We start from the raw sequence: 26,452 nt of genomic DNA on the forward strand, positions 1-26,452 counted from the left end.
GGCGCTCCTGCCCAAAGCCTGAAGCGGCCTAGGGCAACCCCTAGCTCGGGACGCCCCGGATTGGCGCGCGCGCGGCTTGGGAGTGCAATGGCCCGGCCCCCGCGGAAAAGGAGTTCTCCCGTGCTGCCGATCGACGCCTACCGCCCGACCAACTTCCCCGTCTGCACGCCGACGCCGCCTCCGGCCGATCCGCGCGCGCCGGAACTCAAGCCGGTCCAGGCCGACTCCGGCCCCAACGATTTCGAGATCGGCGTGCAGGGCCCCGATCCCGACCTCGCCGTCGGCGGCAGCCACGACCAGCAGGAAAGCCAGCGCGACTTCATGCTCGCCCTGGCCAGCCGCGGCTTCGCCAGCTACCTGACCGGACACACGCCCGGCACCCCGCGCTATCCCGGCGACGGCGACGTGCGCAACATCCTGCAGGACCTGCAGCCGAACCCGCCGATCGGCGAAGTCGGCCGCGAGGTCACCCGCGCCGTGTACCAGAGCGACATTCCCAACGCCACGCCGCAGGAAGCCTACGACCACTTCGTGCAGAACCCGGGCGAAGTGTTCGGCGCCGGCGGCATGGAAATCCGCCCGCCCACGCAGAACCTGGAAGACGGCGGCCGCTACATGCTCGAAACCGGCGGCCCGCCGCCGACCTGGCTGCCGGTCGAGATCCGCCTGGATGCGGACAACCGCGCCATCACCATCAACACCCTCGACGGCCACGTCCTGCGCGGCACCCAGACCTTCACCTTCACCGACAACTGCAGCGGCGGCACCACCCTGACCCAGGACGCGAGCTTCCAGGGCAGCACGCCGCTGGTGGGCGACATCCAGGAACTGGCCTCGGTCTCGGCCGGCCAGCACAACGCCTGGCAGAACGCGCACCGCGAGATCTACGGCCAGTTCAACGGCGACCAGGACTACACCGGCATCGGCACCTCGGCGGTGAGCCCGGAATTGATCAAGGGCTGGGGCCAGATGCTGCTCAACATCGCCGCCGATCCCGGCCGCGCCAGCGACGTGCTGCTCGACAGCGGCGGCGAACTGGCCAACGAGACCATCGACCACTGGGGCGGCTGGGCCGGCGACTTCATGGACTGGGCCGGCATTCCCGGCGGCGGCGTGGTGCGCGATGTCACCGACGCGGTCGGCGACGGCATCAGCGCCACCGCCGACAAGGTCGGCGACGTCATCGACTTCGTGTTCTGAGCGCGCGCCCGCCATCCGCGGCGGGCCGCGGCGAACACCGGATGCTCCCTGCAGGAGCGGCGTAAGCCGCGACCGCGACAACGCAACTACGGCGCAAGCTCCGGCGCGGTTGCATTGTCGCGGTCGCGGCTCGCGCCGCTCCTACATACGGCGAACGCCCCGGTTGCGCGGGCGCGCCGACGCGGACTACAGCGCGCCCGGCGTCCGCATCGCGCGGCCGTTGCGCCACTCGCTTTGCGCCTGCACATGGCCGCTGCGGTCGAGGTACTCGACGATCGAGCGAACCGTCACCACCGGATAGTCGCCGCCGAGCCGGGTCGAGATCGGGTGGTCGGTGAAGGCGACATTGGCGCTGAACAGACCGCCGAGCACGCGCTTGGAATAGGGGATGTGCACGCGGTCGGCGCGGAAGCCGTCGCGCTGCGCGGCCGCGAACGCGGCGTTGCGGCTGGGCGCCTGCGCCTGCGTCAGCGCGGCGCCGAGGGTTTCCAGCACCCACGCGGTCGAGTTCTGGTAATCGGCGCTGCCCGGCCGCGCGATCAGGTTGTAGCGGGGCTGGTGCAGCGCGCCGCTCGGCAGCGCGCGCAGCCGCTCGGCCAGGCGCTGGGCGAGTTCGGGTTCGAGCCAGACGATGCGCGCGTCCTGGTTGACCAGGTCGTCGGCGAAGAAATTGACCAGGCCCTGGCTGTAGAGATTGGAGCGGTCGCTGCCGCATTCGTTGAGCAAATGCACCGCGGTCCAGCGGCCGGCGGGGTGGTCGCGCACGACGAAGCCGACGTGGCTGTAGACCAGGCCCTGCGCCGACAGGTCGCTGCCGACCCGCGCCACCAGCGCCAGCGGCGCGTCGCGGCGGTCGAGCGCATCGGCCACGATCAGCGCGGTCTGCGCGGCGTCGGCGAGCTTGCGCGGCGCCAGCGGTTCGTTGCCGCATCCGGTGCCCGCACGTCCCTGTGCGGGCAGCAGCCCCAGCGTCGCCGCCAACATCGCCGCCGCCAGCGTCCTGCCGAACGCGGTCGATGCCATGGCGCTCGTTCGCGCGGCGCGTCCCTGCGCCGGGTCCTTGCCCACCGTCTGCCCTTGCAACCACTTTTCCAACCACTGCTTTCGCGCCCCCCGTTGTTCCGATCGCGCCCGCTGCGAACCCTGCCTGTCCATGGCCGCGCCGTCCTCAGCTCAACTTGCGGCTGTGCACATGCCGGCGCGCGCGTTCGTCGGGCACGAAGCAGAACACGTGGCCGGCGGCGTCGCTGATCAGCCAACCGGCGGCGACCGCGGTGATCGCCACCGAAGCGCCGATCGACAAGCCCAGGTCGCGTGCCTGTTCGGCCGAGAGCTTGACCACCAGCGAGGTGCCCGCACCGACCGCGGACACGGTCACCGCGACGGCGTTGCCGCTGGCCTGGATCGCGGTGACGGAAAATTTGGCGCCCTGCGACAGGGCGTGGGCGGCGGCCACCGGCACCTCGACCGAGGCATCCAGGCTGGTCGCCGATTGCCGGCTGGCGGCGTCGGATTGCACCGCCGCGCGTGCCGGCCTCCCTGCCGGCAGCGCGATGGCGGCGACGCAGGCCGCGGCGAGGAGGAGCAGGCGTTCGGCATTCCTTGGCATTCGTGCCACCTCGTCGGGACCTGCGGCCTACCTTCCCGACGGCTTCGCGGGCTGGCAACGATCATCGACAAGGTGTCTCGGATTTCCCTGCGAGGTAGCGTATTTTGCTACCCATGGCCCTCTCACTCGAACTCGTTGACGCCCTGAAGCGCTTCCTGCGTGCCCAGGACCTCACCTACCGCGACCTCGCCGGCCGGCTCAAGCTCAGCGAGGCAGCGGTCAAGCGCATGTTCTCGCGACGGGCGATGAGCCTGGCGCGGCTGGAAGAGATCTGCGATGTGCTCGACATCGGCCTGGCCGAACTCAGCGCCGAGGCCGGCCGCGGCCGCGCGCCGATGGCCACGCTCAGCGAAGCCCAGGAGCAGGCCCTGGTCGACGAGCCGGCGCTGCTGCTGGCCTTGTTCCTGACCTTGAACCGCTGGAAGCAGGCCGACGTGCAGGCCCACTTCAACTTCGACAACGCGCGCTGGACCGGCCTGCTGGTGCGGCTGGACCGGCTCGGCATCATCGAACTGATGCCCGGCAACCGCGGCCGCCCGCTGACCGCGCGCAACTTCCGCTGGCGCGCCGACGGGCCGATGGAGCGCTATTTCCGGCTCAAGCTGCTGCAGGACTACTTCGCCGATCCGTTCGACGGCGAGCAGGACGTGTTGCTGCTGCTCAGCGGCTCGCTGAGCCCGGCCGGCATCCGCCAGCTCAAGCAGCGGCTGGGCGAGGTCGCGCGCGAATTCGACGCCCTGCTGGCGCGCGATGCCGCGCTGACCGCGCAGGAGCGGGTCGGCGTGAGCCTGGTGCTGGCGCAGAAGCCGTGGCTGCTGCAGTTGTTCCAGCCGTACCGGCGCTCGCAGGCGTGAGGCCGGCGGGCTTTGTGTAGGAGCGACGCGAGTCACGACCAACCGAAGCGACGCACGCAAGCGCTCCTCCCCGAAGCCTGCACCCCACACGCATCGCTTTTTGTAGGCGCGGCGCAAGCCGCGACCGCGACAACGCAACTACATCGAAAGGTTCGGCGTAGTTGCGTTGTCGCGGTCGCGACTCGCGTCGCTCCTACAGGGGGCGACCGATAGTCGCGCTCAGCCGAACTCGGCGCTCGGCGCGATCGCCTTGCGCGCGAACATCGCCTCGGGGACTTCGACGAACTCCATCCGGTACGGCCCGCCGAGCTCTTCGGGCTTGAGCTGCGGGAACTGCCGGTAGAGCGGGGCGGTCACGCTCAGCAGTTCGCCGGTCACCCGGCCGATGTCCTCGCACAGGGCGCGGAATTCGTCGTGCGGCAGCTGCGGCTGCAGTTGCAGCAGGTGTCGGTTGAGCGTGGCGTTCATGCTCGCCAACAACAGGCTGGTGCGCTCGGCCTGTTCGCGGTCCATATCGCCTCCCGTGTGCTGGTCAGCCCTTGTCGCCCGACTTGCCGCCCGATTTGCCGCCCGACTTGCCGCCGATGGGTTTCAGCACGCCGAACCTCTCCTTCGCCGGCTTGCCCTTGAGCGGCGGGAAGTCGAGCTTGGCCGGCGCCACCTCGGTGTCGGGCAGGCGCGAGAGCAGGTCGCGGATCAAGCTCAGCCGGCCCTGGCGCTGGTCGTTGAAGTCGACCAGCGTCCACGGCGCATGCTTGGTGTGGGTGGCTTCGAGCATCGCCTCGCGGGCGCGGGTGTAGTCGTCGTAATGGGCGCGCGCCTGCAGGTCGATCGGCGAGAGTTTCCAGCGCTTGAGCGGATCGTTGAGGCGCTCGGCGAAACGCTCTTCCTGTTGCGCCTGGTCGCAGCACAGCCAGTACTTGAACAGCAGGATGCCGTCGTCGACCAGCAGCTTCTCGAACACCGGCGCCTGCTTGAGGAAGGCCTTGACCTGCTCGGGCTTGGCGAAGCCCATGACCTGCTCGACGCCGGCGCGGTTGTACCAGCTGCGGTCGAACAGGACGATCTCGCCGGCCGCCGGCAGGTGCGGCGCGTAGCGCTGGAAATACCATTGCCCGGCTTCGCGTTCGCTCGGCTTGGACAGGGCGGCGATGTGGCATTGGCGCGGGTTGAGGTTCTCCGAGATCGAGCCGATCGCGCCGCCCTTGCCGGCGGTGTCGCGGCCTTCGAAGATCACCATCAGCCGCTTGCCGCTGTGCTGCAGCCAGCGGCCCATCGCCGCCAGTTCCAGTTGCAGCGGTTCCAGCTGCGCTTCGTAGTCCTTGCGCTTGAGCTTGCTCATCGGGCGGCCTTCTTGCGGGCGGAAGCCTTCTTCGCCGGCGCCTTGCGCGCGCGCGCCGGCGCGGCGCGGCGGGTGCCGGCCATGCTCGCGGCGACTTCCAGCAGGGCGCCCTGCTGGCGGGTGTCGAGCGCGCGGTAGGCGGCGAGCAGGTCGTGCTCGCCCTGGGTGCGGGCCGGGTCGAGGGTGCTGGCCAGTTCGGCCAGCAGCGCGCCGGCGGGGACGCCGAAGGCGCGCGCGAGCGCGTCGAGCTGGTCGCGGCCGGGCAGCTTCTCGCCGCGCAGCCAGGCGCTGACGGTGTTGGCGCCGGCGCGCGGGATCGCGGTGGCCAGGTCGGTCACGCTGAGGCCGCTGGCCTTGGCCAGCAGGCGCAGGGTGGTGTCCAGCGACATGCGCATCACTCCTTGAGGCGGGGACGCAAAGTGGCGAGGTTGCACGGCCGGGTGCGCGCGTCGAGCTGCGCGCTGACGATCTTTTCCCAGGCGGTGCGGCAGGCCGAGGTCGAACCCGGCAGGCAGAACAGGAACGTGGCGTTGGCCAGCCCGGCGAAGGCGCGCGACTGCAGGGTCGAGGTGCCGATCTCGTCGAAGCTGATCGCGCGGAACAGTTCGCCGAAGCCCGGCATTTCCTTGTCCAGCAGCGGCAGCAGCGCCTCGGGGGTGGAATCGCGGCCGGTGAAGCCGGTGCCGCCGGTGACCAGGATGCCGTCGACGCCGTCGTCGGCGATCCACTGCGACACCGCCGCGCGCAGCTTGTAGCGATCGTCCGGCAGCAGCTTGCGTTCGACCAGGCGGTGGCCGGCGTCGGTCAGCGACTGGATCAGGTAGTCGCCGGAGCTGTCGTTGGCGAGGGTGCGGCTGTCGGAGACGGTCAGCACGCACAGGTTCAGGGGGATGAAATCGCGTTCTGCGGTCATGCCGCCGAGACTAGCGCAAACCGCGGCCGGCCGGGGTTGCGGCGCAGCGAAGGCGCGCGCGCCGCGAACGCGATTGCGCGCGCGGGCACGGATCCGCGCGCATCGGGCGACCGGCGCGGGTCGGGCGGACAGGAGTGGATCGGGCGGACAGAAGCGAATCGGCCCCGATCGGGCTGAGGCGGCACGGGCCGGTCGGCGCGTGTCGATCAGCACGGATCTGTCGGCACGGGTCTGTCGGTACGGATCGGTAGGCACGCACCGGCGTCAATCCGCGCGGCCGCGGTCCGGCGTCCCGATCCGCTCAACCGGCCGCGCGTCGCTCCGTGTCGGCGGGCGATGCCAGCGCGGCTTCCATCGCCGCGATCGCGTCCTCGAGCTGCGCCCGTCGGGACGCGTCCAGGTGATCGGCCGCATCCGTCAGCAGGTTGGCCAGCCGCACCAGGCGCCGGCGGTGGCCGTGCAGGTCCAGCCGCACCAGGCGCCCGCCGGCTTCGCCGTGCGCGGCCTCGCGCTGCGCGCCGGCGTCCAGGTGGCGAGACAGCAGCAGGCGCACGCGTTCGGCGCGCTCGGCGTCTTCCTCCGACCACGGCTCGGCGGTGCCGCTGACGGTCTGGTTCCATTCGGCGAAGCTGGTGCGCGGGCCGATGGTCAGGCGGCCGGCGTCGAGCTGGTAGGCGTCGTCCGGCGAGCCGGCCCAGCGCACGTGTTCGATCTGTTCGTTGCGCAACAGCAGCAGCCAGCCGCCGGTGCCGGCGTCGAGCGGCGTCGCGAACAGGCCGGCCGGCCCGTGCCCGGCGTCGTTCCAGTCGGCGCGCTCGGCGGTGCCGGCGGGGGCGTGGCGCGCGTGCGTCCGCGCCCAGGCCAGGGCCGGCGCCAGCGCCGCCGGATCGAAGTCGGCCCCGGCCAGCAGCGCGCCGTCGCCGGCGACCAGCGCCGCGGCGTCGGCGCCGAGCGCGCCGAGCAGCGCCTCGGACTGTTCGCGCAGCGTCGCCCACGGCGACGGCGAGCGCGCCAGCGCCTGCTCCAGGCGGTCGCGATGCAGGCGCGCGGCCGCCTCGGCGGCGCCGATCTGCTTGAGGTTGCGGGTGCCCAGCAGCAGCGACACGTAACGGCCGAACACGTCGGCGGCGATGCGCTCGCGCGGCCCGACCGGACGCGGCTGCGGATGGTGGCAGGCGATCAGCCCCCACAGTCGGCCGTCGACGATCAGCGAGATCGACATCGACGCGCGCACGCCCATGTTGCGCAGGTACTCCAGATGGATCGGCGAGACGCTGCGCAGCAGGTCGAAGCTCATGTCCAGCGGCGCGGCCTGCGCCGCGGTATGCACCGGCACCGGCGCGTAGCCGGCGTCGGGGATCACCCGCACGCGGTTGGCCAGGTACAGCGCGCGCGCCTGCGGCGGGATGTCGGACGCGGGAAAGCGCAGGCCCAGGTAAGAACTGAGTTCCCCGCCGAGCGCCTGCGCCACGACTTCGCCGGAATGGTCGCGGCGGAACGCGTAGACCATGACCCGGTCGTAGCCGGTGAGCTCGCGCACCTGCGTGGCGACGGCCTGGAAGAACGGCGCGGCCTGCGCGCCGGTCTCGAGCCGGGCGATCATCGCGTGCGCGTCGAGCGGTTCGCCGCTGTCGCGCGCGGCCGGTTCCAGTTCGACGTGGATCAGCTGCGCGCGCACATGCACCGACAGATAGTGCAGTTCGCCCCAGGCGCCGGCGTTGACCAGGCCGGCCAGGCGCGGGAAGTCGCCGGGCTGCGAGGCCGCGGCATTGGCCCGGACCAGTTCCAGCGCGTGCGAGTCGAACAATTCGTCGATGGCCTGGCCGAGCAGCGCCTGCGCGTCGGTCGCGAACAGTTCGCCGGCATTGTCGGACGCCGCCACGATCTCGCCGCTGCGCGGCGCGAACGCCAGCAGGACGCCGTGCGGCTGGATCGCGCCGCTGAGGTGGATCGGCTCGCGCGCGCAAGCGTCGTAGGCGGCCTGCAGCTTCGGATCGGTCACGCGGACTCCTTTTCGATCAGCGCATCGGCGACCAGGGCGAACGCGTGCCGCGCGCCGCGCGCGGCGTCGTCGCGCAAGCCGCCGTCGAGCGTCTGCAGTTCGTCGAGAAAGCGCGGCCAGCGGTCGCCGGGCCGGGCATGGTGGCGCAGGAACGCGAGCGGCACGCGCGGATCGCGCAGGCGCAGGCGCTCGGCCGCGCGCAGCAGCACCCGCGCGCCGAGCGCGGATCCTTCCAGCACGTAGTTCGCGCCCATCCAGCACGACGCCGGCAGCGCCGCCGGGCGGTACGCCAGCGGCAGCAGGCCCAGCTCGCGCAGGTCCTGGTGCAGCAGCGCGCGGCGTTGCGGATCGAACCATTCGGTCCAGGCCGAACGCGCGTCGACCGCGGCCGGCGGCGGCGCCAGCAGTTCCACCAGCGACAGCATGCCGAGCAGGTAGCGCAGGTAGCCGCGACGATCGTCGAGGCTGTCGGCCAGCATGGCGTCGAGGTCGCGATGCTGGGCGGCGGTGGCGCTACGCAATTGCTGGTGCAGCGTATCCAATGACGGTCCTGCGAACGGCGAAAAGACGGCCAGTCTTCGCATTGCGCTCCTCCGTGCCAGGACCGCGCGCGGCGGCGCGCGCGGTCGCTGAATCGTTAAGTTGCAAGCCGCGACGTTAGCCGCGTTTGCGCACGGCGCAGGTGAACGCGAGGTCCAGGCGGCGTTAACAAGCGCGGCTAGGGACGAGCCGGCCCCTGCAGCGGCGCCGGCGCTTCGCCCTTGCGCTGGCGCCTCGCCATCGCCAGGGTCATCGCGGCGAAGTCGACCGCGAAGCCGTCCATGTCGAACACGCCGCTGTCCGCGCGCCGCGCCGCCAGTTCCGCGCGCAGCGCCGCCAGCGCGGCGCGGTCGTTGCCGAGCGCGATCGCGCGGGCGACGAAGGCGGCGTCGTCGGCGACGTTCATGTGGGCCAGGCCGAGGTGGTGGTTGAGGCTGCCGGCCACGCGCGCGGCGAAGGTCGCGCCGGGCACGGTCAACACCGGGCAGCCGGCCCACAGCGCGTCGGAGGCGGTGGTGTGGGCGTTGTAGGGATCGGTGTCGAGGAACAGGTCGGCGTGGCGCAGGCGCGCCAGATAGTCCGGATGCGGCTGCTTGCGCATGAACACCAGCCGCGCCGGATCGAGGCCGCGGCCGGCGGCGAACTCGCGCAGGCGCGCATCGGCGTTGCCGGGGCCCGACAGCAGCCACAGCACGCTGCCGGGCACGCCGCGCAATACCTCCAGCGCGCGCGCCACGCTGCGCGGGTTGAGCTTGTAGCTGTTGTTGAAGCAGCAGAACACCACGCCGTGCGTCGGCAGGCCGCAGGCGGCGCGGTCGGGCGGTTCGGCGACGACGCGGGCAGTGTCGGAGGGCTGGAAGCAGCGCGGCAGCCACGCCGCGGTCTCGCTGAAATCGGCGGCCAGCGCGTCGGGCAGGACGAAGCGGTCGGCCAGCACGTAGTCGATCCACGGCGCCGCGCTGGTGCCGGGGTAGGCCAGCCAGTTGACCTGCACCGGCGCCGGCCGCATCGCCAGCACCTCCGGCGCGCCGCCGCCGCCCCAGCCGCGCAGGTCGAACAAGACGTCGACGCCGGCGCGGCGGATCGCGTCGGCGACCATGGCGTGCGGCTGTTGCGCGACTTCGTGCAGGACGTCGGCGGCGGCGCCGAGGCGGCGCCGGATCGCGCTGCCGTCGTCGCGGTTGAGCGCGAACAGATGCAGTTCCAGGCCGCCGCGGCGGCGCAGCGCTTCGAACAGGGCCACCGTCAGCAAGCCGGTGGGATGGTTGCCGAAGCCGTTGGACAGGAAGCCGGCGCGCACCGGCGCCTGCGCGTCGCGTGCGGGCGCCGGCGGCAGCGGCCGCACCGCGCGCGCGATCACCGCGGCGCGCAGCGCGGCGCAGCGACGCTGTTCGGCGGCGCTGGCGTCTTCGCTGAGGAACGCGAACGGCTCCACCGAGGCCTGCGCGCGCGCCACCGCGTCGCGCACCTGGCGCGCGAGGCGGTCGAGATCGCGCCAATCGCACAGGCGCCGGCGCCAGGCCAACAGATAGGACGCCAGCTGCGGCTCCTGCGGCGCCAGCGCATAGGCGTGGGCGTAGGCGGCGAGTGCGCCCTCGGCGTCGCCGATGTCTTCCAGCGCGTGCGCCAGCCACACTGCGATGCCGGGATGCTGCGGCGCCGCGCGCGCGGCCGCGCGCAGGCTCTGCACCGCGTCCTCGCGGCGGCCGAGCATCCAGTGCGCGCGGCCCAGCCGCGCCAGCGCCTCGGGATGGCCGGGACGCAGCGCCAGCGCGCGCCGCGCGGCGGCTTCGCCGGAGGCGGCGTCGCCGGCGTCGAGTTCATGCTCGGCCAGCATCACCCAGCCCATCGCGTCGTCGGGACGCGCGCGCAGGGCCTGGCGCAGGGCGGGGCGCGGATCGGTCACGGCGCTCAGGCCTGCGCCAGCGGCAGCTGGTAACGCTGGGTGCCGTCGAAGCGCCGCCAGCCGGCGGCGTCGTACAGCGCCTGGGCCTGAGCGTTGTCGTGGTCGGTTTCCAGTTCCAGGCGCGCGGCGCCGTCGGCGCGCGCGAACGCGGCGGCGGCGTCGAGCAGGGCGCGGGCGACGCCGCGGCGGCGCGCGTGCGGCTCGACGAACAGATCGTTGAGCACCCACACCCGCGCCGCGCGCACCGAGGAGAAGGTCGGATACAGCTGGACGAAGCCGGCGCCGTCGGCGCCGTCGAGCGCGGCCAGCAGCAGCACCGAATCGCCGCGCTGCAGGCGTTCGCCGATGAAGGCGCGCGAGACCGCGGCGTCGTCGCGCCGGGTATAGAAATGCCGGTAGCGGTCGAACAGCGGCGCGACCAGGTCGAGATCGGCGGAACGGGCGCGGCGGATGGCGAGGCTCATGCGGACGTCGGCGCGGCGGGGGAGGGCCGATTATGGCTGCAGGCCGGGGGCAGCGTCATGACTTGCGACGGCCGGTCGCGGCGGCCCGGGCGCCGTCGATGCGCGCGATCTACCTGTAGGAGCGGCGCGAGCCGCGACCGCGACAATGCAATTACGCCGAAGCCTGCGCAATGCTTGCGTTGTCGCGGTCGCGGCTCGCGCCGCTCCTACAGGTGGACGCCGGGATTACGTGTTGGCCGACAGCCGCGCCAGTTCGTCGGCCTGGTGCTCGTGCAGCAAGCGTCCGATCAGGCCGTCCAGGTCGCCGGCGATCACATTCGGCAGGTCGTACAAGGTCAGCCCCTCGACCCGGTGGTCGGTGATCCGGCCCTGCGGGAAGTTGTAGGTGCGGATGCGCTGGCTGCGGTCGCCGCTGCCGACCTGCAGGCGTCGGTCCTGCGCCTGCGCGGCGGCGGCCTTGGCCGCGGCGGCGTCGGCGAGCATCGCCTGCAGGCGCTTGAGCGCCTTGTCGCGGTTGGCGTGCTGGCTGCGCTCGGTCTGGTTCTCGACCACCACGCCGCTGGGGACGTGGGTGATGCGGATCGCCGATTCGGTCTTGTTGACGTGCTGGCCGCCGGCGCCGGAGGAACGGAAGGTGTCGATCTTCAGGTCGGCCGGATTGATCTCGATCGGCTCGCCTTCCGGTTCCACCGCGATGATCGCCACGGTCGCGGCCGAGGTGTGGATGCGGCCCTGCGATTCGGTTTCCGGCACGCGCTGCACGCGGTGGGTGCCGGATTCGAACTTGAGCCTGGAATACGCGCCGCGGCCTTCGACCCGGGCGATGACTTCCTTGTAGCCGCCGTGCTCGCCGGGATTGGCCGACTCGACCTCGACCTTCCAGCCCTGGCGCTCGGCGTAGCGCGAATACATCCGGAACAGGTCGCCGGCGAAGATCGCCGCCTCGTCGCCGCCGGTGCCGGCGCGCACTTCCAGGTACAGGTCGCCGTCGTCGCGCGGGTCCTTGGGGATCAGGTGCGCCATCAGCTCGACGTCGAGCCGTTGCAGCCGTTCCTGCGCGGAGGCGATTTCTTCCTCGGCCAGCTCGCGCAGTTCCGGGTCGGCGCGCATCGCTTCGGCCGCGGCCAGGTCGGCCTTGGCCTGGGTCTCGGCGGCCAGCGCCAGCGCCACAGGTTCGAGCTGGGCGAACTCGCGCGAGCATTTGCGGAAGCGCTCGTTGTCGCCGATCACGCCGGGGTCGGCGAGCAGGCGTTCGAGCTCTTCGCGGCGCTCGGCCAGGGCTTCGAGTTTGCGGCGCAGGCTGGGAGTCATTGGGGCAGGAGATAGGGAGCAGGAGATAGGAAACAGAAACAGCGCGGACGTCGGCGACTGGAAGTCGCTAACGATCGCGCAGCGATTCGGCTTGCGCCGTTTCGCTGTCTCCGGTTCCCGGTTCCTGGCTCCGGGTTCCCATCCCGCCGGCCGCAGGGAACAGTTTGTCGGCCGCGCGCGCGAGTTCCGGATTGCCGGTCAGCGCCGCTTCGCGCAGCGCGATCGTCGGCGCGTGCAGCAGGCGGTTGGTCAGGGTATGGGCGAGGAAGTTGAGCACTTCGCCGGGGTCCTGGCCCGCGGCGAGCTGCGCCTGCGCCTTGGCCAGCACTTCCTCGCGCGCGGCCTCGCCGTGGTCGCGCAGGCGCTTGATCGGCGCGGTGCGGGTGCTCGCCGCCAGGGTCTCGACGAAGCGCGCCACCTGCAGTTCGACGATAGCCTCGGCCTCGGTCGCCGCCTCGCGGCGGCTGCGGCGGTTGTCTTCGATCGCGCGTTCCAGGTCGTCCACGGTGTACAGGAACACGTCCTTCAACTCGGCCACGTCGGCGGCGATGTCGCGCGGCACGGCCAGGTCCAGCAGCAGCATCGGCCGGTGCTTGCGCGCGGCCAGCGCCGCGGCGACCTGCGGCTTGCGCAGGATCGGTTCGCGGCTGGCGGTGGCCGACAGCACGATGTCGGCCTCGGCCAGGTGGCGTTCGAGTTCGCTCAGCGGCAGCGCCACGCCGCCGTGGCGGGTGGCCAGGTCCTGGGCGTGGGCGAGGGTGCGGTTGGCGATCAGCAGGCGCTTCGCCTTGGCCTGGACCAGGTGGCGCGCGGCCAGCTCGACGGTCTCGCCGGCGCCGACCAGCAGCACGCTGGAATCTTCCAGGCGCGCGAACGATTCCTGCGCCAGCCGCACCGCGGCCGAGGCCACCGACACCGGGTTGGCGCCGATGCGGGTGTCGGTGCGCGCGCGCTTGGCGGTCGAGAACGCCTGCTGGAACAGCCGGTCGAGCTGGCCGCCGAGGGTGCCGGCGCCGCGCGCGGCGGCCCAGGCGTCCTTGACCTGGCCGAGGATCTGCGGCTCGCCGAGCACCAGCGAATCCAGGCCGGTGGCGACCCGGAACAGATGGCGCACGGCCTCGGCGTCGCGATGGCGGTAGAGGTAGCCGTGCAGGTCGCCGGCATCGTCGGGATGACGGGCCAGCCAGTCGGCCAGGGCGCGGCCGTCGTCCTCGGCGACCGCGTAGATCTCGGTGCGGTTGCAGGTCGACAACAGCGCCACCTCGCGCACCGGCGCCAGCGCGCGCAGCGCCGCCAGCGCCGCCGGCACCGCGTCGCCGGCGAACGCCACCCGTTCGCGCAGGCTGACCGGCGCGGTCTGATGATTGAGGCCGAGGACGAACAGGCTCATGGACGGGGGCGTCGCGCTACCGGGGCGCACGCGCGCGCGGCCGTCCCGCGGCGGCGGGAAAGTTCCATCGGACGGCGGCGTGCGCGGGACATCGGTTCAGGCGCTTGCGATAAGCTGCGGGCTGCTGAAGGCCGCCATTCTACCGGCCCACTGGTCCCCCCGTGTCTTCCCACGATTCGATTTGCTCGATCGGTCCGATAGGCAGCGCCGAAGACAGACCCCAGCACGGCCGCGCCGGCCGCCTCGCCGCGGCGCTGTTGCTGGCCGTGTGCGGCTGCAGCGCCGGCGCCGCGTCCGCCGCGGCGCCGGCCGCCGAGCCCAGCGCGGCGGCGCTGGCCGCGACCCGCGCCACGATCCAGGCGCAGGCCGCCAAGGACCCGGTCGGCGCCTCGCTGGAGCCGCTGCTGGCCGGCGAATTCGCACTGCAGGCGGGCCGGTTGAACGAGGCCGCCGAGTCCTACCTGCAGGCCGCGCGCGCGGCCGCCGACCCGGTCCTGGCCGAACGCGCCACCACCATCGCCCTGGTCGCGCGCCAGGATGCGGTGGCGGCCGATTCGCTGGCCCTGTGGCGCAAGCTCGGCGGCCAGGGCTCGGTCTACGCCGCGGCCGAGGCGACCCTGTCGCTGCGCCGCGGCGACGAACGCGCCGCGCTGCGCCAGCTCAACGCGCTGATGACCTCCGAGCCCGAGACCGGCTGGCGCCAGGCGCTGGGCGTGCTCACCGCCGGTTCCAAGGACCCCAAGCAGACCGCGCGGATGGTCGAGAAGATCGTCGCCGGCGGGCGCCTGCCGCCGCGCAACCTGATGGCCTGGGTCGCCTTCGGCGGCCTGTCCCAGCGCCTGGACCAGCCCAAGCTCACCGACCGCATCGTCGAGGAAGTGGTCAAGCGCTTCCCGGGCGAGCCGCGGGTGGCGCTGCTGCGGGTCAGCCAGATGCGCGACGAAGGCAAGAGCGACGAGGCCGCCAAACTGCTGGCGACCCTGGTGCCGCTGGCCGACGGCGACAACAACCTGCGCGCGCTGATCGCCGAGCAGTACGAAGGCCTCAACGATTTCCAGAACGTCGCCGCGGTGCTCGCGCGCGGCCCGCAGGACGACCAGACCTACGCCCTGCGCGCGTCCTACCTGGCCCGCGCCGACGACAAGCCGACCCTGACCGCGCTGTACGACGAACTCAGCGCCAGCGCGACCAAGCCCGACCCGGCCCGGCGCCTGCTGCTGGGCCAGCTGGCCGAGTACCTGGAGCGCTACGACGAAGCGCTGGGCTGGTACCGCGGCGTGCCCGGCGGCCCGCAGCGCGAGCTGGCGCGGCTGCGCGCGGCCAACATGCTGCACAAGCTCAAGCGCGCCGACGAAGCCTACGGCGCGCTGCGCGCGATCCAGTCCGACGCCTCGGCCGAGGACGACACCCGCCGCGACGCCTACATCCTGGAAGCCAACCTGCGCGCCGAGGACAAGAACATCGGCGGCGAGAACGAGGCCTTCGCCCGCGGCCTGGCCGCGTTCCCGGACGAGCCGGAGATCCTCTACGCGCGCGCCCTGAGCTGGGAACGCCGCGACGACGTCGCCCGCGCCGAAGCCGATTTCCGCCGCATCCTGGTCGCCGAACCCGACAGCGTCGCCGCGCTCAACGCGCTCGGTTACACCCTGGCCGACCGCACCAACCGTTACCAGGAAGCGCTGGAATTGATCGAGCGCGCGCGCGCCGCCGAGCCGGACAACGCCGCCATCGTCGACAGCTACGGCTGGGTGCTGTATCGCCTGGGCCGGGTCAAGGAGGCCGAAGTCGAACTGCGCCGCGCCCTGACCATGCAGAAGGACGCCGAGATCGCCGCGCACCTGGCCGAACTGCTGTGGGAGACCGGCCGCCGCGACGAAGCGCGCAAGTACTTCGAGCAGGGCCGCAAGATCGACGCCGAAAACCGCTCGCTGCAGCGGGCGCTGCAGAAGTACGGGGTATGAGCGCGATGACAGAGGTGGTGGTCGCCGCCCGCGTCCGCCTGGTCGCGGGATTGCTGCTGACCGCCTTGCTGGCGGCCTGCGCCGGACCGGGCGTGCGTCCCGGCGCGCCGGCGGGGCAGGTGGTGCCGGCCGCGGACGCGGCCGAACGCGAGGCCGCGCGCTCGGCCCGCGTGCGCGCCGCGGCCGACTGGTCGCTGACCGGCCGCATCGCTGTGTCCAACGCCGGCAAGGGCGGCAGCGGCCGGATCGAATGGAGCCAACGCGGCGCCGGCTTCGATGTCGCCCTGAGCGCGCCGGTCACCCGCCAGAGCTGGCGCCTGAGCGGCGCGCCCGGCAGCGCCCGCCTGGAAGGTCTCGACGGCGGCCCGCGCGAAGGCGCGGATGCGGCCGAGCTGCTGTTCCAGGCCACCGGCTGGGACATTCCGGTCGCCGCGCTCGGCGACTGGCTGCGCGGCCTGGCCGCGGGCGGCGACGGCGGCGACGCCCGCATCCTTCCCGGCCCCGACGGCCGTCCGCAATCGATCGCCCAGGGCGGCTGGACCATCGCCTACGAATGGCCCGCTACCGGCGACCTGCCCACGCGCCTAGACGCGCGCCGCGACTCGGCGCGGGTGCGGCTGATCGTCGATCGATGGCAGGGCGGGGCGGCCGAGGCCGCGACGCCCTGAGCCGCCGCCGCGGCGGCGACTTACTGAACCGAACCCGGACGGCGCGGCCGTCCCAGCGATGCCGACGATGTCCCACGATTTCAACGATCCCGCCTGGTCGGCCTGGCCGGCTCCGGCCAAGCTGAACCTGTTCCTGCGCATCGTCGGCCGCCGCGCCGACGGCTACCACCTGCTGCAGACCGTGTTCCGTCTCCTCGATTGGGGCGACACCATCCGCCTGCGTCCGCGCAGCGACGGCCGCATCGTCCGCCATGGCGGCTCGGTGGCCGGGGTGGCCGAGGCCGACGATCTCACCGTGCGCGCCGCGTTGGCGCTGAAAACGGCGTCGAATTGCGGACAAGGTGCCGACATTGTCATCGAAAAGCGCATTCCGGCCGGCGGCGGTTTCGGTGGCGGTTCGTCCGATGCCGCGACCGTCCTGGTGGCGCTGGACGCGCTCTGGGGCACCGATCTGGGCGTCGAAGCGCTGGCCGAGCTGGGCCTGCGCCTGGGCGCCGACGTGCCGGTGTTCGTGCGCGGCGACAATGCCTGGGCCGAGGGCGTGGGCGAAGACCTACGCCCGGTCGCGCTGGCCCCGGCCTGGTATGTGCTGGCCGACCCCGGCGTCCACGCCCCGACCGCGGCGCTTTTTCGATCCCCTGAATTGACGCGCGATGCCGCGCCCGCGACAATGTCGGACTTCGTTTCGGGTAGACCGCTCGGGAATGCGTTCGAGCCGGTGCTGCGTCAGCGCGAGGCCGCCGTCGAGGCCGCCTTCGCCGCCCTGGCGCGGATCGGTTCGCCACGCCTGACCGGGTCCGGCAGCGGCTGTTTCGTCGAGTTCGCCACGCGCGAATCCGCCGAGGCGGCGCTGGCGGAACTGCCGCCGGGCCTGCGCGCCTGGACGGCGGCCGGGGCGCAGCGTTCGCCGCTGCGCATCGCGCTCGAAGCCCGCCGGCGCGGCTGAACCGCAGGTTCGCTCCCGTCGCGCGGCACGTTCGGTTCCAACTCGCGTTGCAAATCAGGTTTCCGCAGGGGCGTCGCCAAGAGGCCCAAGGCACCGGGTTTTGATCCCGGCATTCGTAGGTTCGAATCCTACCGCCCCTGCCACACACAAGGGATTGGAGATTTGGGATTCGCGATTCGTAAAAGGCAGGACCTCGCAGCCGCCGCTACGAATCCCGAATCCCAAATCCCGAGTCCCGGTCTCAAGACAGTGCAAAACGATCGCAACCTGCTGGTTTTCAGCGGCAACGCCAACCGCCCGCTCGCGCAAGCCGTGTGCAAGGAGCTGGGCATCCGGCTCGGCAAGGCCCTGGTCGGGCGCTTCTCCGACGGCGAAGTGCAGGTCGAGATCGAAGAGAACGTGCGCCGCCAGGAAGTGTTCGTCATCCAGCCGACGAACGCGCCGACGGCCGAGAATTTCATGGAGTTGCTGGTGCTGATCGACGCGCTCAAGCGCGCCTCGGTGGCCAGCGTGACCGCGGTGGTGCCGTACTTCGGCTACGCCCGCCAGGATCGCCGCCCGCGCTCCTCGCGCGTGCCGATCACCGCCAAGGTCGCGGCCAAGATGTTCGGCGCGGTCGGCGCCGACCGGGTGCTTACGGTCGATCTGCATGCGGATCAGATCCAGGGCTTCTTCGACATCCCGGTCGACAACGTCTACGCCTCGCCGCTGCTGCTCGCCGACATCTGGCGCGCGCACGGCACCGACAACCTGATCGTGGTGTCCCCGGACGTCGGCGGCGTGGTGCGCGCGCGAGCGATCGCCAAGCGCCTGGACGACGCGGACCTGGCGATCATCGACAAGCGCCGCCCGCGCGCCAACGTCGCCACGGTGATGAACATCATCGGCGACGTGTCGGGCAAGACCTGCGTGCTGGTCGACGACATCGTCGACACCGCCGGCACCCTGTGCGCCGCCGCGGCGGCGCTCAAGGCGCAGGGCGCGCAGAAGGTCGTGGCCTACTGCACCCACCCGGTGCTGTCGGGCGCGGCCATCGACAACGTGACCAAGTCGCAGCTGGACGAGCTGGTGGTGACCGACACCATCCCGCTGACCGCCGCGGCCCGCGCCACCGGCCGCATCCGCCAGCTCAGCGTGGCCGAGCTGCTGGCCGAGACGATCCGCCGCATCGCCTTCGGCGAGTCGGTCAGCTCGCTCTACGTCGACTGATCCACCCGAATTCGTTTCAAGGCTCATCTGGTCGCGGATGAGCTTCCCCGCCGCCGCGAGGCGGTTCCAACGCTGTAAACACCGAGTACACGCAAATGTCCGAACACACCATCAAGGCCACTGGCCGCAATGTCGAGGGGAAGGGTGCGAGCCGCCGCCTGCGTCATGCCGCCAGCATCCCGGCCATCGTCTACGGCGGCAGCGCCGCGCCGCAGCCGATCCAGCTCGAGCACGAGAAGATCTGGCTGGCCAGCCAGCACGAGTGGTTCTACTCGTCGATCCTGAACCTCGACGTCGACGGCAAGGTCGAGCAGGTCCTGCTGCGCGACATGCAGCGCCACCCGTTCAAGCAGATCATCATGCACCTGGACTTCCAGCGCGTGGACGCCAACCAGGCGCTGCGCGTGGCGGTGCCGCTGCACTTCCTCAACGAAGACAAGTCGCCGGCCGGCAAGTCCGCCGACGTCGTGGTCACCCACGAGCTCAACGAAGTCGAAGTGTCCTGCCTGCCGAAGGACCTGCCGGAGTTCATCGAGATCGACCTGTCCGAGCTGAAGGTCGGCGACATCGTCCACCTGTCGGACCTCAAGCTGCCGAAGGGCGTCGAGATCCCCGAGCTGAAGCTGGGCAAGGAACACGACGTCGCCATCGTCATCGCCAAGCACGGCAAGGAAGAGGCCGAGCCGGCCGAAGACGCGCCGGCCGCGGACGTGCCGGCCGCCAAGGTCGCCAAGAAGGACGAAGACAAGAAGTGATCGCCGGCCGGCGCGCCGTAGCCGGCGCGCCGGTCCGCGTTTGCGGACTGTCCTGAGTTCATGGCGGGATTGCGCCTGATCGTCGGCCTGGGCAACCCCGGCGCCGAATACACCCGGACCCGGCACAACGCCGGGTTCTGGTTTGTGGATGCCCTGAACGAGAAGTTCGGCGGCCGCTTCGGCCTGGAGTCCAAGCTGTTCGGCGAGACCTCGAAGATCGAGATCGCCGGCAAGCCGGTGTGGCTGCTGAAGCCGGCCACTTTCATGAATCTCTCCGGCAAGTCGGTCACCGCCGCGTTGCGCTATTGGAAGATCGAGCCCGAGGAAGCGCTGCTGGCGCACGACGAGCTCGACCTCGCGCCCGGCACCGCCCGGCTCAAGTTCGACGGCGGCCACGGCGGCCAGAACGGCCTGCGCGACACCATCCAGTTGCTCGGCCACGGCAAGTTCCACCGCCTGCGCCTGGGCATCGGCCATCCCGGCCACAAGGACAAGGTCACCCCGTGGGTGCTCGGCCGTCCCGGCAAGGACGACGAGGCCACGATCCTTCGCGCCATCGACGAGGCCATCGACGTCATGCCGCTGGCGGCGCAGGGCAATTTCATGGATGCGATGACGCGGTTGCACACCGCGAAATGAAGCCGGGGCGGGGCGCGGAGCGCAGGCTCCCCGGTTCCCGGCCTCGCCCACAAGATTTCCTGGCGGGAGCTGCGCGCTCGCAGCGATACGCGCGGTTCGTCGCGCGGCTCCCACTCCTCAATCCTTCTCTCTAATTCCCGGACTCAGCACCCATGGGCATCAAATGTGGCATCGTCGGCCTGCCTAACGTCGGCAAGTCGACCCTGTTCAACGCGCTGACCAAGGCGGGCATCGCCGCGGCCAACTTCCCGTTCTGCACGATCGAGCCCAACGTCGGCGCGGTGCCGGTGCCGGATCCGCGGCTCAACGCGCTGGCCGAGATCGTCAAGCCGCAGAAGCTGATCCCGACCGCGGTCGAGTTCGTCGACATCGCCGGCCTGGTCGCCGGCGCCGCCAGCGGGCAGGGCCTGGGCAACAAGTTCCTGGCCCACATCCGCGAGGTCGACGCGATCACCCACGTGGTGCGCTGCTTCGAGCACCCGGACGTGATCCACGTGAACAACAAGGTCGATCCGATCGCCGACATCGAGACCATCGACACCGAGCTGGCCCTGGCCGACCTGGAAAGCGTCGAGAAGGCCCTGCAGCGCGCCGAGCGCTCGGCCAAGACCGGCGACAAGGAAGCGATCGCGCGCAAGGACATCCTCGGCCGCGTCCGCGTCGGCCTGGACGCCGGCAAGCCGGCGCGCGCGCTGGACCTGTCCGAGGACGACAAGGCCGCGCTGCGCGACCTGTTCCTGCTGACCCTCAAGCCGGTCATGTACGTGGCCAACGTGCTCGAGGACGGCTTCGAGAACAATCCGCACCTCGATGCCGTGCGCGCCCGCGCCGTGACCGAGGGCGCCCAGGTGGTGCCGGTCTCGGCGGCCATCGAGGAGGAGCTGAGCCAGCTCGACGACGCCGACCGCGACGCCTTCCTGGCCGACCTGGGCCTGGAAGAGCCGGGCCTCAACCGCCTGATCCGCGCCGGCTACGCCCTGCTGGGCCTGCAGACCTACTTCACCGCCGGGGTCAAGGAAGTGCGCGCCTGGACGGTCCGGGCCGGCTCGACCGCGCCGCAGGCCGCCGCGGTCATCCACACCGACTTCGAGAAGGGCTTCATCCGCGCCGAAACCATCGCCTACGACGATTTCATCAAGTACAAGGGCGAGTCAGGCGCCCGCGATGCCGGCCGTCTGCGCCTGGAAGGCAAGGAATATCGCGTCCAGGAAGGCGATGTCTTGCACTTCCGGTTCAATGTTTGAGTAGACTACGCGCCCCGCTGCCGACGGCTGGAACGCGCCGACGGCGGGGGCGAAAAAAATCCCGCAAGATTTCGTGAAAGTGCGTTGACAAGCTGAAGATCGCACTTCAAAATTACGGGCTCTTCGGAGGGATACCCAAGCGGCCAACGGGGGCAGACTGTAAATCTGCTGGCTTACGCCTTCGGTGGTTCGAATCCACCTCCCTCCACCAGGTTGGCCGGTGCGACGATCGGTTTCATCGATGCGGCGCTCAGGCAAAGCGGTAAAGTTTCAAGGTTGCAAGCTCCAAGATTGCAAGTTCCAACGCTGTAATGGCTGTACGCGGCGCGGGAGTAGTTCAATGGTAGAACCTCAGCCTTCCAAGCTGATGGTGCGGGTTCGATCCCCGTCTCCCGCTCCATTGAATCAACGCCGTCCAGCGCAGCAACAAGTTTCGCTCACGTAGCTCAGTCGGTAGAGCACCTCCTTGGTAAGGAGGAGGTCGAAGGTTCGATTCCTTTCGTGAGCACCATCTTCAAGCGGTACCTGGCTGCTTTACCGACAGCCAACGCGACACATAGACCAAACACGAGAAGCGATAGCCATGGCCAAGGGTAAGTTCGAGCGCACCAAGCCGCACGTGAACGTCGGCACGATCGGTCACGTCGACCACGGCAAGACCACGCTGACGGCCGCTCTGACCAAGGTCGGCGCCGAGCGTTTCGGTGGCGAGTTCAAGGCGTACGACGCGATCGACGCGGCGCCGGAAGAGAAGGCTCGCGGCATCACGATCTCGACGGCTCACGTCGAGTACGAAAGCCCGAACCGTCACTACGCCCACGTGGACTGCCCGGGCCACGCCGACTACGTGAAGAACATGATCACGGGTGCGGCGCAGATGGACGGCGCGATCCTGGTGTGCTCGGCCGCTGACGGCCCGATGCCGCAGACGCGCGAACATATCCTGCTGTCGCGTCAGGTCGGCGTGCCGTACATCGTCGTGTTCCTGAACAAGGCCGACATGGTGGACGACGCCGAGCTGCTCGAGCTGGTCGAGATGGAAGTGCGCGAGCTGCTGTCGAAGTACGAGTTCCCGGGCGACGACACCCCGATCATCCACGGTTCGGCCCGTCTGGCGCTGGAAGGCGACCAGAGCGACATCGGCGTGCCGGCGATCATCAAGCTGGTCGAGGCGCTGGACAGCTTCATTCCGGAGCCGGAGCGCGCGATCGACAAGCCGTTCCTGATGCCGGTGGAAGACGTGTTCTCGATCTCGGGCCGCGGCACCGTGGTGACCGGCCGTATCGAGCGCGGCATCATCAAGGTGGGCGACGAAATCGAAATCGTCGGCATCCGTCCGACCCAGAAGACCACGGTCACCGGCGTCGAGATGTTCCGCAAGCTGCTGGATCAGGGCCAGGCGGGCGACAACGCGGGCCTGCTGCTGCGCGGCACCAAGCGCGACGACGTGGAGCGCGGCCAGGTGCTGGCGAAGCCGGGTTCGATCACCCCGCACACCGAGTTCGAGGGCGAGGTGTACGTGCTGTCGAAGGACGAAGGCGGCCGCCACACCCCGTTCTTCAAGGGCTACCGTCCGCAGTTCTACTTCCGCACCACCGACATCACCGGCGCGTGCCAGCTGCCGGAAGGCGTCGAGATGGTGATGCCGGGCGACAACGTGAAGATGGTGGTCACGCTGATCAACCCGGTGGCGATGGACGAAGGCCTGCGCTTCGCGATCCGCGAAGGCGGTCGTACCGTCGGCGCCGGCGTGGTGTCGAAGATCGTCAAGTAATCGTTGCACCCCGCGGCGGCCCCAGGGTCGCCGCAGGCCGCGAACGGCGGGCCGGCAACCCGGTCCGCCTTCGTTGTTTAGGGCGCCCTGTTTCGTGGCGACCGGTTTTCGATGACAATGGCCGGCCGGCGGCTCTGCCCCTTGAAGGGCGCCGATCCGGACCCGAGATTTCAGACGTACGCCAGTAGCTCAATTGGCAGAGCAGCGGTCTCCAAAACCGCAGGTTGGGGGTTCGAGTCCCTCCTGGCGTGCCACCTATTACCGAGCCGGTTCGGACGACCCGGCGACTGGCAAGCCATTGAAAGGGCCGCGCAGGATGGGCGGGCTTTCGCGAGGGAATCGCCCTGAGAATGAACAGCAAGGCCGAACAGCACAAATCCAGCGGCGGCAACGCCGGCGACCTCGTCAAGTACGTGCTGGCCCTCGCGCTGGCCGCCGGCGGGGTGTTCGCCTATATCTGGTTCGAGAACTGGAGCGGCCCGTTGCGCGCCGCCGTGGTCGTGGCCGGTCTGGTCGCGGGCGCCGCGGTGTTCATGTTGTCGGCCAAGGGCGCCCAGACCCGCGAGTTCCTGTCCGAGTCGCGCTTCGAGCTGCGCAAGGTGGTCTGGCCGACCCGCGACGAAGCCCTTAAGACCACCTGGGTGGTCATGGTTGCGGTGCTGATCCTGAGCCTGATCCTGTCCGGTTTCGACTGGGTGATCCAGGCTGCGGTCAAGTTCCTGCTGGCGCGCTGAGGACGCTGAGGAGATGACCGAGTTGAATACGCAAGAAAACAAGCGCTGGTACGTGGTCCACGCCTATTCCGGCTTCGAGAAGTCGGTGGCCCAGGCCCTGCGCGACCGCATCGTCCGCTTCGAGATGACCGACCGCTTCGGCGAAGTGCTGGTCCCGACCGAAGAGGTCGTGGAAATGCGCTCCGGCCAGAAGCGCCGCTCCGAGCGCAAGTTTTTCCCGGGCTATGTCCTGGTCCAGATCGCCACTCACGACGAGGCGGGCATTCCCCGCATCGACAGCGAGAGCTGGCACCTGATCAAGGAAACCCCGAAGGTCATGGGTTTCATCGGCGGCACCGCCGACCGCCCGCTGCCGATCCAGGACGTCGAGGCCGACCGCATCCTGCAGCGCGTTCAGGAAGGCGTCGAAAAGCCGCGTCCGAAGGTGCTGTTCGAGCCGGGCGAGATGGTCCGCGTCATCGACGGCCCGTTCGTCGACTTCAACGGCGTGGTCGAAGAGATCAACTACGAAAAGAGCCGCCTGCGCGTCGCGGTGCTCATTTTCGGCCGCTCGACCCCGGTCGAGCTGGAATTCGGCCAGGTCGAAAAGGCCACCTGAGCCGGGTGGGGCGCCCGCGCCGGCCCCGCCGGCCGGCTGCGCCCTACGCCCCAAAACCTGATATAGTGTGCGGCTCGCTACCCGGCAGGGTGGCAGCCTCAACCGACCAGCCGCCCCGGATCAATCCACGGGCGGCTGTTCGCGCGACAGAAAACGCGATGCCGGAACGCGCGATTTCCGGCCCGATGGGGAGCCTGGGGTCTTAAGGCGCTAGCACCCGGAGAGCACATCAATGGCAAAGAAAGTAGTCGGCTACATCAAGCTGCAGGTCAAGGCCGGTCAGGCCAACCCCTCGCCGCCGGTCGGTCCTGCGCTGGGTCAGCGCGGCCTGAACATCATGGAGTTCTGCAAGGCGTTCAACGCCGCGACCTCCAAGCTCGAGCCGGGTCTGCCGACCCCGGTCATCATCACGGCCTACTCGGACCGTACCTTCACCTTCGTCACCAAGTCGACCCCGGCTTCGGTGCTGCTGAAGAAGGCCGCCGGCATCACCTCCGGTTCCAAGCGCCCGAACACCGACAAGGTGGGCAAGGTCACCCGCGCCCAGCTGGAAGCCATCGCCAAGCAGAAGGAAGCCGACCTGACGGCGGCCGACCTGGATGCCGCGGTGAAGACGATCGCGGGCTCGGCCCGCAGCATGGGCCTGGTGGTGGAGGGTTAAGACATGGCAATGAACAAGCGCGAAAAGGCCATCAAGGCAGCCGTCGTTCCGGGTAAGGCGTACGCCTTCGAAGACGCGGTGAAGATCGTCAAGACCACCACCAAGGCCAAGTTCGTCGAGTCCGTCGACGTCGCCGTGCGCCTGGGCGTGGATGCGAAGAAGTCCGACCAGCAGGTGCGCGGCTCGACCGTGCTGCCGGCCGGCACCGGCAAGACCGTGCGCGTGGCGGTGTTCGCCCCCGCCGGCGCCAAGGCCGACGAGGCCCTGGCCGCGGGCGCCGAAGCCGTCGGCATGGACGACCTGGCCGAGAAGATGCAGGCCGGCGACCTGAACTACGACGTGGTCATCGCCACCCCGGACGCGATGCGCGTGGTCGGTAAGCTCGGCCAGGTGCTCGGCCCGCGCGGCCTGATGCCGAACCCGAAGGTCGGCACCGTGTCGCCGAACCCGGCCGAGGCGGTCAAGAACGCCAAGGGCGGCCAGGTCCGTTACCGCACCGACAAGGCCGGCATCATCCACTGCACCATCGGCAAGGTCTCGTTCGAAGACGGTTCGCTGAAGGACAACCTGCAGGCGCTGCTGATGGACCTGATCAAGGCCAAGCCGTCGACCTCCAAGGGCCAGTACCTGCAGAAGGTCTCGATCAGCTCGACCATGGGTCCGGGCGTGATCGTCGACCAGGCTTCGCTGACGCTCAAGTAATCGAATCACAGGAGTGAGCGAAGAGAAGTTGAGGAGTGAGCGAACAGCCGCATTCGCTCCCACTCGTTTCTCTCTTCTCCCAACTCGCTCCTAGCTTTTTGAGGGCATCGCCGAGGGGCAACCCGACGCGATAGCCGTCAAAGACCGCAGGCGCGGTCAGCGCGTACCGACGACGGGCACGGAAGCTCGACACGGCAAGGAGTCGCCGTCGGTGCAAGCGAGACCGCTTAATTCGGACTCTTCGGAGCCGTGCCGGCGCAGATGGTGCCCCTTACTGGAATTTTTTCAGGAAAGGCCACCACCCGGGACGCTTTCGGGCGTCCCCGGCGACAAGGACGGTCGCCGCCCAGGACCGCAAGCGGCAGGAGCCGCGAGCGGAGTCAATAAGGCTGGGAATGGGGAACGCGGATCGGGACGTCGGGCGGAGCGAAAGCTCGGTCCCCGGCGTCCGGCTCCCGCCCTCGATTCCCGGCTTTCGGAGGAGTGCAATGGCTCTCAATCTGTCTCAGAAGCAAGAAGTAGTCGCCGAGCTGGCAGAAGTCGCCGCGAAGGCCCACTCCTTGATTGCAGCCGAGTACGCGGGCATCACGGTCGGCCAGCTGACCGCGATGCGCAAGAAGGCTCGCGAAACCGGTGTGTACTTGCGTGTCGTCAAGAACACCCTGGCCTCGCGCGCCGTCGCCGGTACCGAATTCGAGTGCGTCCAAGACAAGCTCGTCGGTCCGCTGCTGTACGCGTTCTCGGTGGACGAACCCGGCGCCGCCGGCCGTCTGATCAAGGAATTCGCCAAGGGCAACGACAAGCTCAAGGCTCAGGTCGTCGCCGTGGGCGGTCAGGTCTATCCGGCCAGCCACGTCGAAGTCCTGGCCTCGCTGCCGACCCTGGACCAGGCGCTGTCGATGTTGGCGCGCGTGCTGTCCGAACCCGCCGCGATGTTCGCCCGCGCCGTCAAGGCCGTGGCCGACCAGCAGGGCGGCGGCGAAGTCGCAGCCGAAGCTCCGGCCGAAGCGGAACCGGCGTAATCGCCGCA

27 protein-coding genes and 5 tRNA genes are annotated in these 26,452 nt (G+C 70.3%); 20 read left to right on the forward strand and 12 right to left on the reverse strand.

Going from position 1 to position 26,452, the window contains the following annotated elements; genetic code table 11:
* Positions 1 to 120: 120 nt before the first annotated feature.
* Positions 121 to 1,200 carry a hypothetical protein gene (locus JHW41_RS06765; RefSeq protein WP_250449433.1) on the forward strand — a complete coding sequence of 360 codons (1,080 nt, stop codon included), beginning with the start codon at positions 121 to 123 and terminating at the stop codon, positions 1,198 to 1,200.
* A 186-nt stretch (positions 1,201 to 1,386) separates the two neighbouring features.
* On the opposite strand, the gene JHW41_RS06770 is transcribed toward JHW41_RS06765, so the two are convergent.
* The gene (locus JHW41_RS06770) at positions 1,387 to 2,223 is read right to left on the reverse strand and encodes a DUF2145 domain-containing protein (protein ID WP_250449434.1); all 837 of its coding nucleotides are present in this window, start codon (positions 2,221 to 2,223) and stop codon (positions 1,387 to 1,389) included.
* 145 nt (positions 2,224 to 2,368) lie between these two features.
* Positions 2,369 to 2,719 carry a hypothetical protein gene (locus JHW41_RS06775; protein WP_250449435.1) on the reverse strand — a complete coding sequence of 117 codons (351 nt, stop codon included), beginning with the start codon at positions 2,717 to 2,719 and terminating at the stop codon, positions 2,369 to 2,371.
* Positions 2,720 to 2,922: 203 nt separating this feature from the next.
* Between JHW41_RS06775 and JHW41_RS06780 the strand changes: the two genes are divergently transcribed.
* The gene (locus JHW41_RS06780) at positions 2,923 to 3,663 is read left to right on the forward strand and encodes a helix-turn-helix domain-containing protein (RefSeq protein ID WP_250449436.1); all 741 of its coding nucleotides are present in this window, start codon (positions 2,923 to 2,925) and stop codon (positions 3,661 to 3,663) included.
* A gap of 219 nt (positions 3,664 to 3,882) precedes the next feature.
* Here JHW41_RS06780 and JHW41_RS06785 read toward each other — a convergent pair whose 3' ends face one another.
* The 10 genes from JHW41_RS06785 to hemA form a co-directional block, all read right to left on the reverse strand.
* Positions 3,883 to 4,176 carry a hypothetical protein gene (locus JHW41_RS06785; protein WP_057948578.1) on the reverse strand — a complete coding sequence of 98 codons (294 nt, stop codon included), beginning with the start codon at positions 4,174 to 4,176 and terminating at the stop codon, positions 3,883 to 3,885.
* A gap of 19 nt (positions 4,177 to 4,195) precedes the next feature.
* Positions 4,196 to 5,005, reverse strand: coding sequence for a polyphosphate kinase 2 (gene ppk2 / locus JHW41_RS06790; protein WP_250449437.1), 810 nt, complete (start codon positions 5,003 to 5,005; stop codon positions 4,196 to 4,198).
* Positions 5,002 to 5,394, reverse strand: coding sequence for a helix-turn-helix domain-containing protein (locus JHW41_RS06795; protein WP_231736176.1), 393 nt, complete (start codon positions 5,392 to 5,394; stop codon positions 5,002 to 5,004). Before JHW41_RS06795 ends, ppk2 begins: the two co-directional genes overlap by 4 nt.
* Before the next feature lie 5 nt (positions 5,395 to 5,399).
* A complete protein-coding gene (gene moaB / locus JHW41_RS06800; protein ID WP_250449438.1) occupies positions 5,400 to 5,918 on the reverse strand; it encodes a molybdenum cofactor biosynthesis protein B in 519 nt (172 codons plus the stop codon).
* 301 nt (positions 5,919 to 6,219) lie between these two features.
* Positions 6,220 to 7,920 carry a GAF domain-containing protein gene (locus JHW41_RS06805; protein ID WP_057948575.1) on the reverse strand — a complete coding sequence of 567 codons (1,701 nt, stop codon included), beginning with the start codon at positions 7,918 to 7,920 and terminating at the stop codon, positions 6,220 to 6,222.
* A complete protein-coding gene (locus JHW41_RS06810; protein WP_250449439.1) occupies positions 7,917 to 8,462 on the reverse strand; it encodes a biliverdin-producing heme oxygenase in 546 nt (181 codons plus the stop codon). Before JHW41_RS06810 ends, JHW41_RS06805 begins: the two co-directional genes overlap by 4 nt.
* Positions 8,463 to 8,638: 176 nt before the next feature.
* Positions 8,639 to 10,309 carry a tetratricopeptide repeat protein gene (locus tag JHW41_RS06815; protein ID WP_250450810.1) on the reverse strand — a complete coding sequence of 557 codons (1,671 nt, stop codon included), beginning with the start codon at positions 10,307 to 10,309 and terminating at the stop codon, positions 8,639 to 8,641.
* A 62-nt stretch (positions 10,310 to 10,371) separates the two neighbouring features.
* Positions 10,372 to 10,830: a GNAT family N-acetyltransferase gene (locus JHW41_RS06820; RefSeq protein WP_078999560.1), complete on the reverse strand. Its 459-nt coding sequence runs from the start codon at positions 10,828 to 10,830 to the stop codon at positions 10,372 to 10,374.
* Positions 10,831 to 11,055: 225 nt separating this feature from the next.
* Positions 11,056 to 12,141 (reverse strand): peptide chain release factor 1, encoded by a 1,086-nt coding sequence (prfA, locus tag JHW41_RS06825; protein WP_057948572.1) that lies wholly within the window; start codon positions 12,139 to 12,141, stop codon positions 11,056 to 11,058.
* A gap of 67 nt (positions 12,142 to 12,208) precedes the next feature.
* Complete coding sequence (gene hemA / locus JHW41_RS06830; RefSeq protein WP_250449440.1) at positions 12,209 to 13,531, reverse strand: glutamyl-tRNA reductase; 1,323 nt, start codon at positions 13,529 to 13,531, stop codon at positions 12,209 to 12,211.
* 266 nt (positions 13,532 to 13,797) lie between these two features.
* Here hemA and JHW41_RS06835 point away from each other — a divergent pair, with 266 nt between their 5' ends.
* The 18 genes from JHW41_RS06835 to rplJ all read left to right on the forward strand — a co-directional run bounded on the left by JHW41_RS06835 (position 13,798) and on the right by rplJ (position 26,444).
* Entirely contained in the window at positions 13,798 to 15,492 is a 1,695-nt protein-coding gene (locus JHW41_RS06835) for a tetratricopeptide repeat protein (protein ID WP_343226617.1), read from the forward strand.
* Positions 15,489 to 16,160, forward strand: a complete 672-nt coding sequence (gene lolB, locus JHW41_RS06840) for a lipoprotein insertase outer membrane protein LolB (protein WP_241833803.1) — start codon at positions 15,489 to 15,491, stop codon at positions 16,158 to 16,160. The genes JHW41_RS06835 and lolB overlap by 4 nt, the downstream gene beginning before the upstream one ends.
* A 67-nt stretch (positions 16,161 to 16,227) precedes the next feature.
* On the forward strand, positions 16,228 to 17,106 hold the full coding sequence (ispE, locus tag JHW41_RS06845) for a 4-(cytidine 5'-diphospho)-2-C-methyl-D-erythritol kinase (protein ID WP_250449442.1): 879 nt from the start codon (positions 16,228 to 16,230) through the stop codon (positions 17,104 to 17,106).
* A gap of 66 nt (positions 17,107 to 17,172) precedes the next feature.
* Positions 17,173 to 17,249 (forward strand) — tRNA-Gln (locus JHW41_RS06850).
* Between the two features lie 106 nt (positions 17,250 to 17,355).
* Positions 17,356 to 18,315 carry a ribose-phosphate diphosphokinase gene (locus JHW41_RS06855; RefSeq protein ID WP_057948571.1) on the forward strand — a complete coding sequence of 320 codons (960 nt, stop codon included), beginning with the start codon at positions 17,356 to 17,358 and terminating at the stop codon, positions 18,313 to 18,315.
* A 95-nt stretch (positions 18,316 to 18,410) separates the two neighbouring features.
* Positions 18,411 to 19,070, forward strand: coding sequence for a 50S ribosomal protein L25/general stress protein Ctc (locus JHW41_RS06860; protein ID WP_057948570.1), 660 nt, complete (start codon positions 18,411 to 18,413; stop codon positions 19,068 to 19,070).
* Between the two features lie 60 nt (positions 19,071 to 19,130).
* A complete protein-coding gene (gene pth / locus JHW41_RS06865; protein ID WP_057948569.1) occupies positions 19,131 to 19,709 on the forward strand; it encodes an aminoacyl-tRNA hydrolase in 579 nt (192 codons plus the stop codon).
* A 152-nt stretch (positions 19,710 to 19,861) separates the two neighbouring features.
* Complete coding sequence (gene ychF, locus JHW41_RS06870; protein ID WP_057948568.1) at positions 19,862 to 20,953, forward strand: redox-regulated ATPase YchF; 1,092 nt, start codon at positions 19,862 to 19,864, stop codon at positions 20,951 to 20,953.
* Between the two features lie 125 nt (positions 20,954 to 21,078).
* Positions 21,079 to 21,164: transfer RNA gene (locus JHW41_RS06875), tRNA-Tyr, on the forward strand.
* 115 nt (positions 21,165 to 21,279) lie between these two features.
* Positions 21,280 to 21,353 (forward strand) — tRNA-Gly (locus JHW41_RS06880).
* Between the two features lie 35 nt (positions 21,354 to 21,388).
* Positions 21,389 to 21,464, forward strand: a tRNA-Thr gene (locus JHW41_RS06885).
* Positions 21,465 to 21,536: 72 nt separating this feature from the next.
* On the forward strand, positions 21,537 to 22,727 hold the full coding sequence (gene tuf / locus JHW41_RS06890) for an elongation factor Tu (RefSeq protein ID WP_057948556.1): 1,191 nt from the start codon (positions 21,537 to 21,539) through the stop codon (positions 22,725 to 22,727).
* 178 nt (positions 22,728 to 22,905) lie between these two features.
* Positions 22,906 to 22,981: transfer RNA gene (locus tag JHW41_RS06895), tRNA-Trp, on the forward strand.
* Between the two features lie 96 nt (positions 22,982 to 23,077).
* Positions 23,078 to 23,461: a preprotein translocase subunit SecE gene (gene secE, locus JHW41_RS06900; RefSeq protein WP_057948567.1), complete on the forward strand. Its 384-nt coding sequence runs from the start codon at positions 23,078 to 23,080 to the stop codon at positions 23,459 to 23,461.
* Between the two features lie 13 nt (positions 23,462 to 23,474).
* Positions 23,475 to 24,059: a transcription termination/antitermination protein NusG gene (gene nusG / locus JHW41_RS06905; protein WP_057948566.1), complete on the forward strand. Its 585-nt coding sequence runs from the start codon at positions 23,475 to 23,477 to the stop codon at positions 24,057 to 24,059.
* A 232-nt stretch (positions 24,060 to 24,291) separates the two neighbouring features.
* Positions 24,292 to 24,720, forward strand: coding sequence for a 50S ribosomal protein L11 (rplK, locus tag JHW41_RS06910; protein WP_057948565.1), 429 nt, complete (start codon positions 24,292 to 24,294; stop codon positions 24,718 to 24,720).
* A gap of 3 nt (positions 24,721 to 24,723) precedes the next feature.
* On the forward strand, positions 24,724 to 25,422 hold the full coding sequence (gene rplA, locus JHW41_RS06915) for a 50S ribosomal protein L1 (RefSeq protein ID WP_057948564.1): 699 nt from the start codon (positions 24,724 to 24,726) through the stop codon (positions 25,420 to 25,422).
* Positions 25,423 to 25,910: 488 nt separating this feature from the next.
* Complete coding sequence (rplJ, locus tag JHW41_RS06920) at positions 25,911 to 26,444, forward strand: 50S ribosomal protein L10 (RefSeq protein WP_057948563.1); 534 nt, start codon at positions 25,911 to 25,913, stop codon at positions 26,442 to 26,444.
* The last annotated feature ends 8 nt before the right edge of the window (positions 26,445 to 26,452 follow it).

The sequence above is a fragment of the Lysobacter enzymogenes genome (genome assembly GCF_023617245.1).
Classification (GTDB): Bacteria; Pseudomonadota; Gammaproteobacteria; order Xanthomonadales; family Xanthomonadaceae; genus Lysobacter; species Lysobacter yananisis.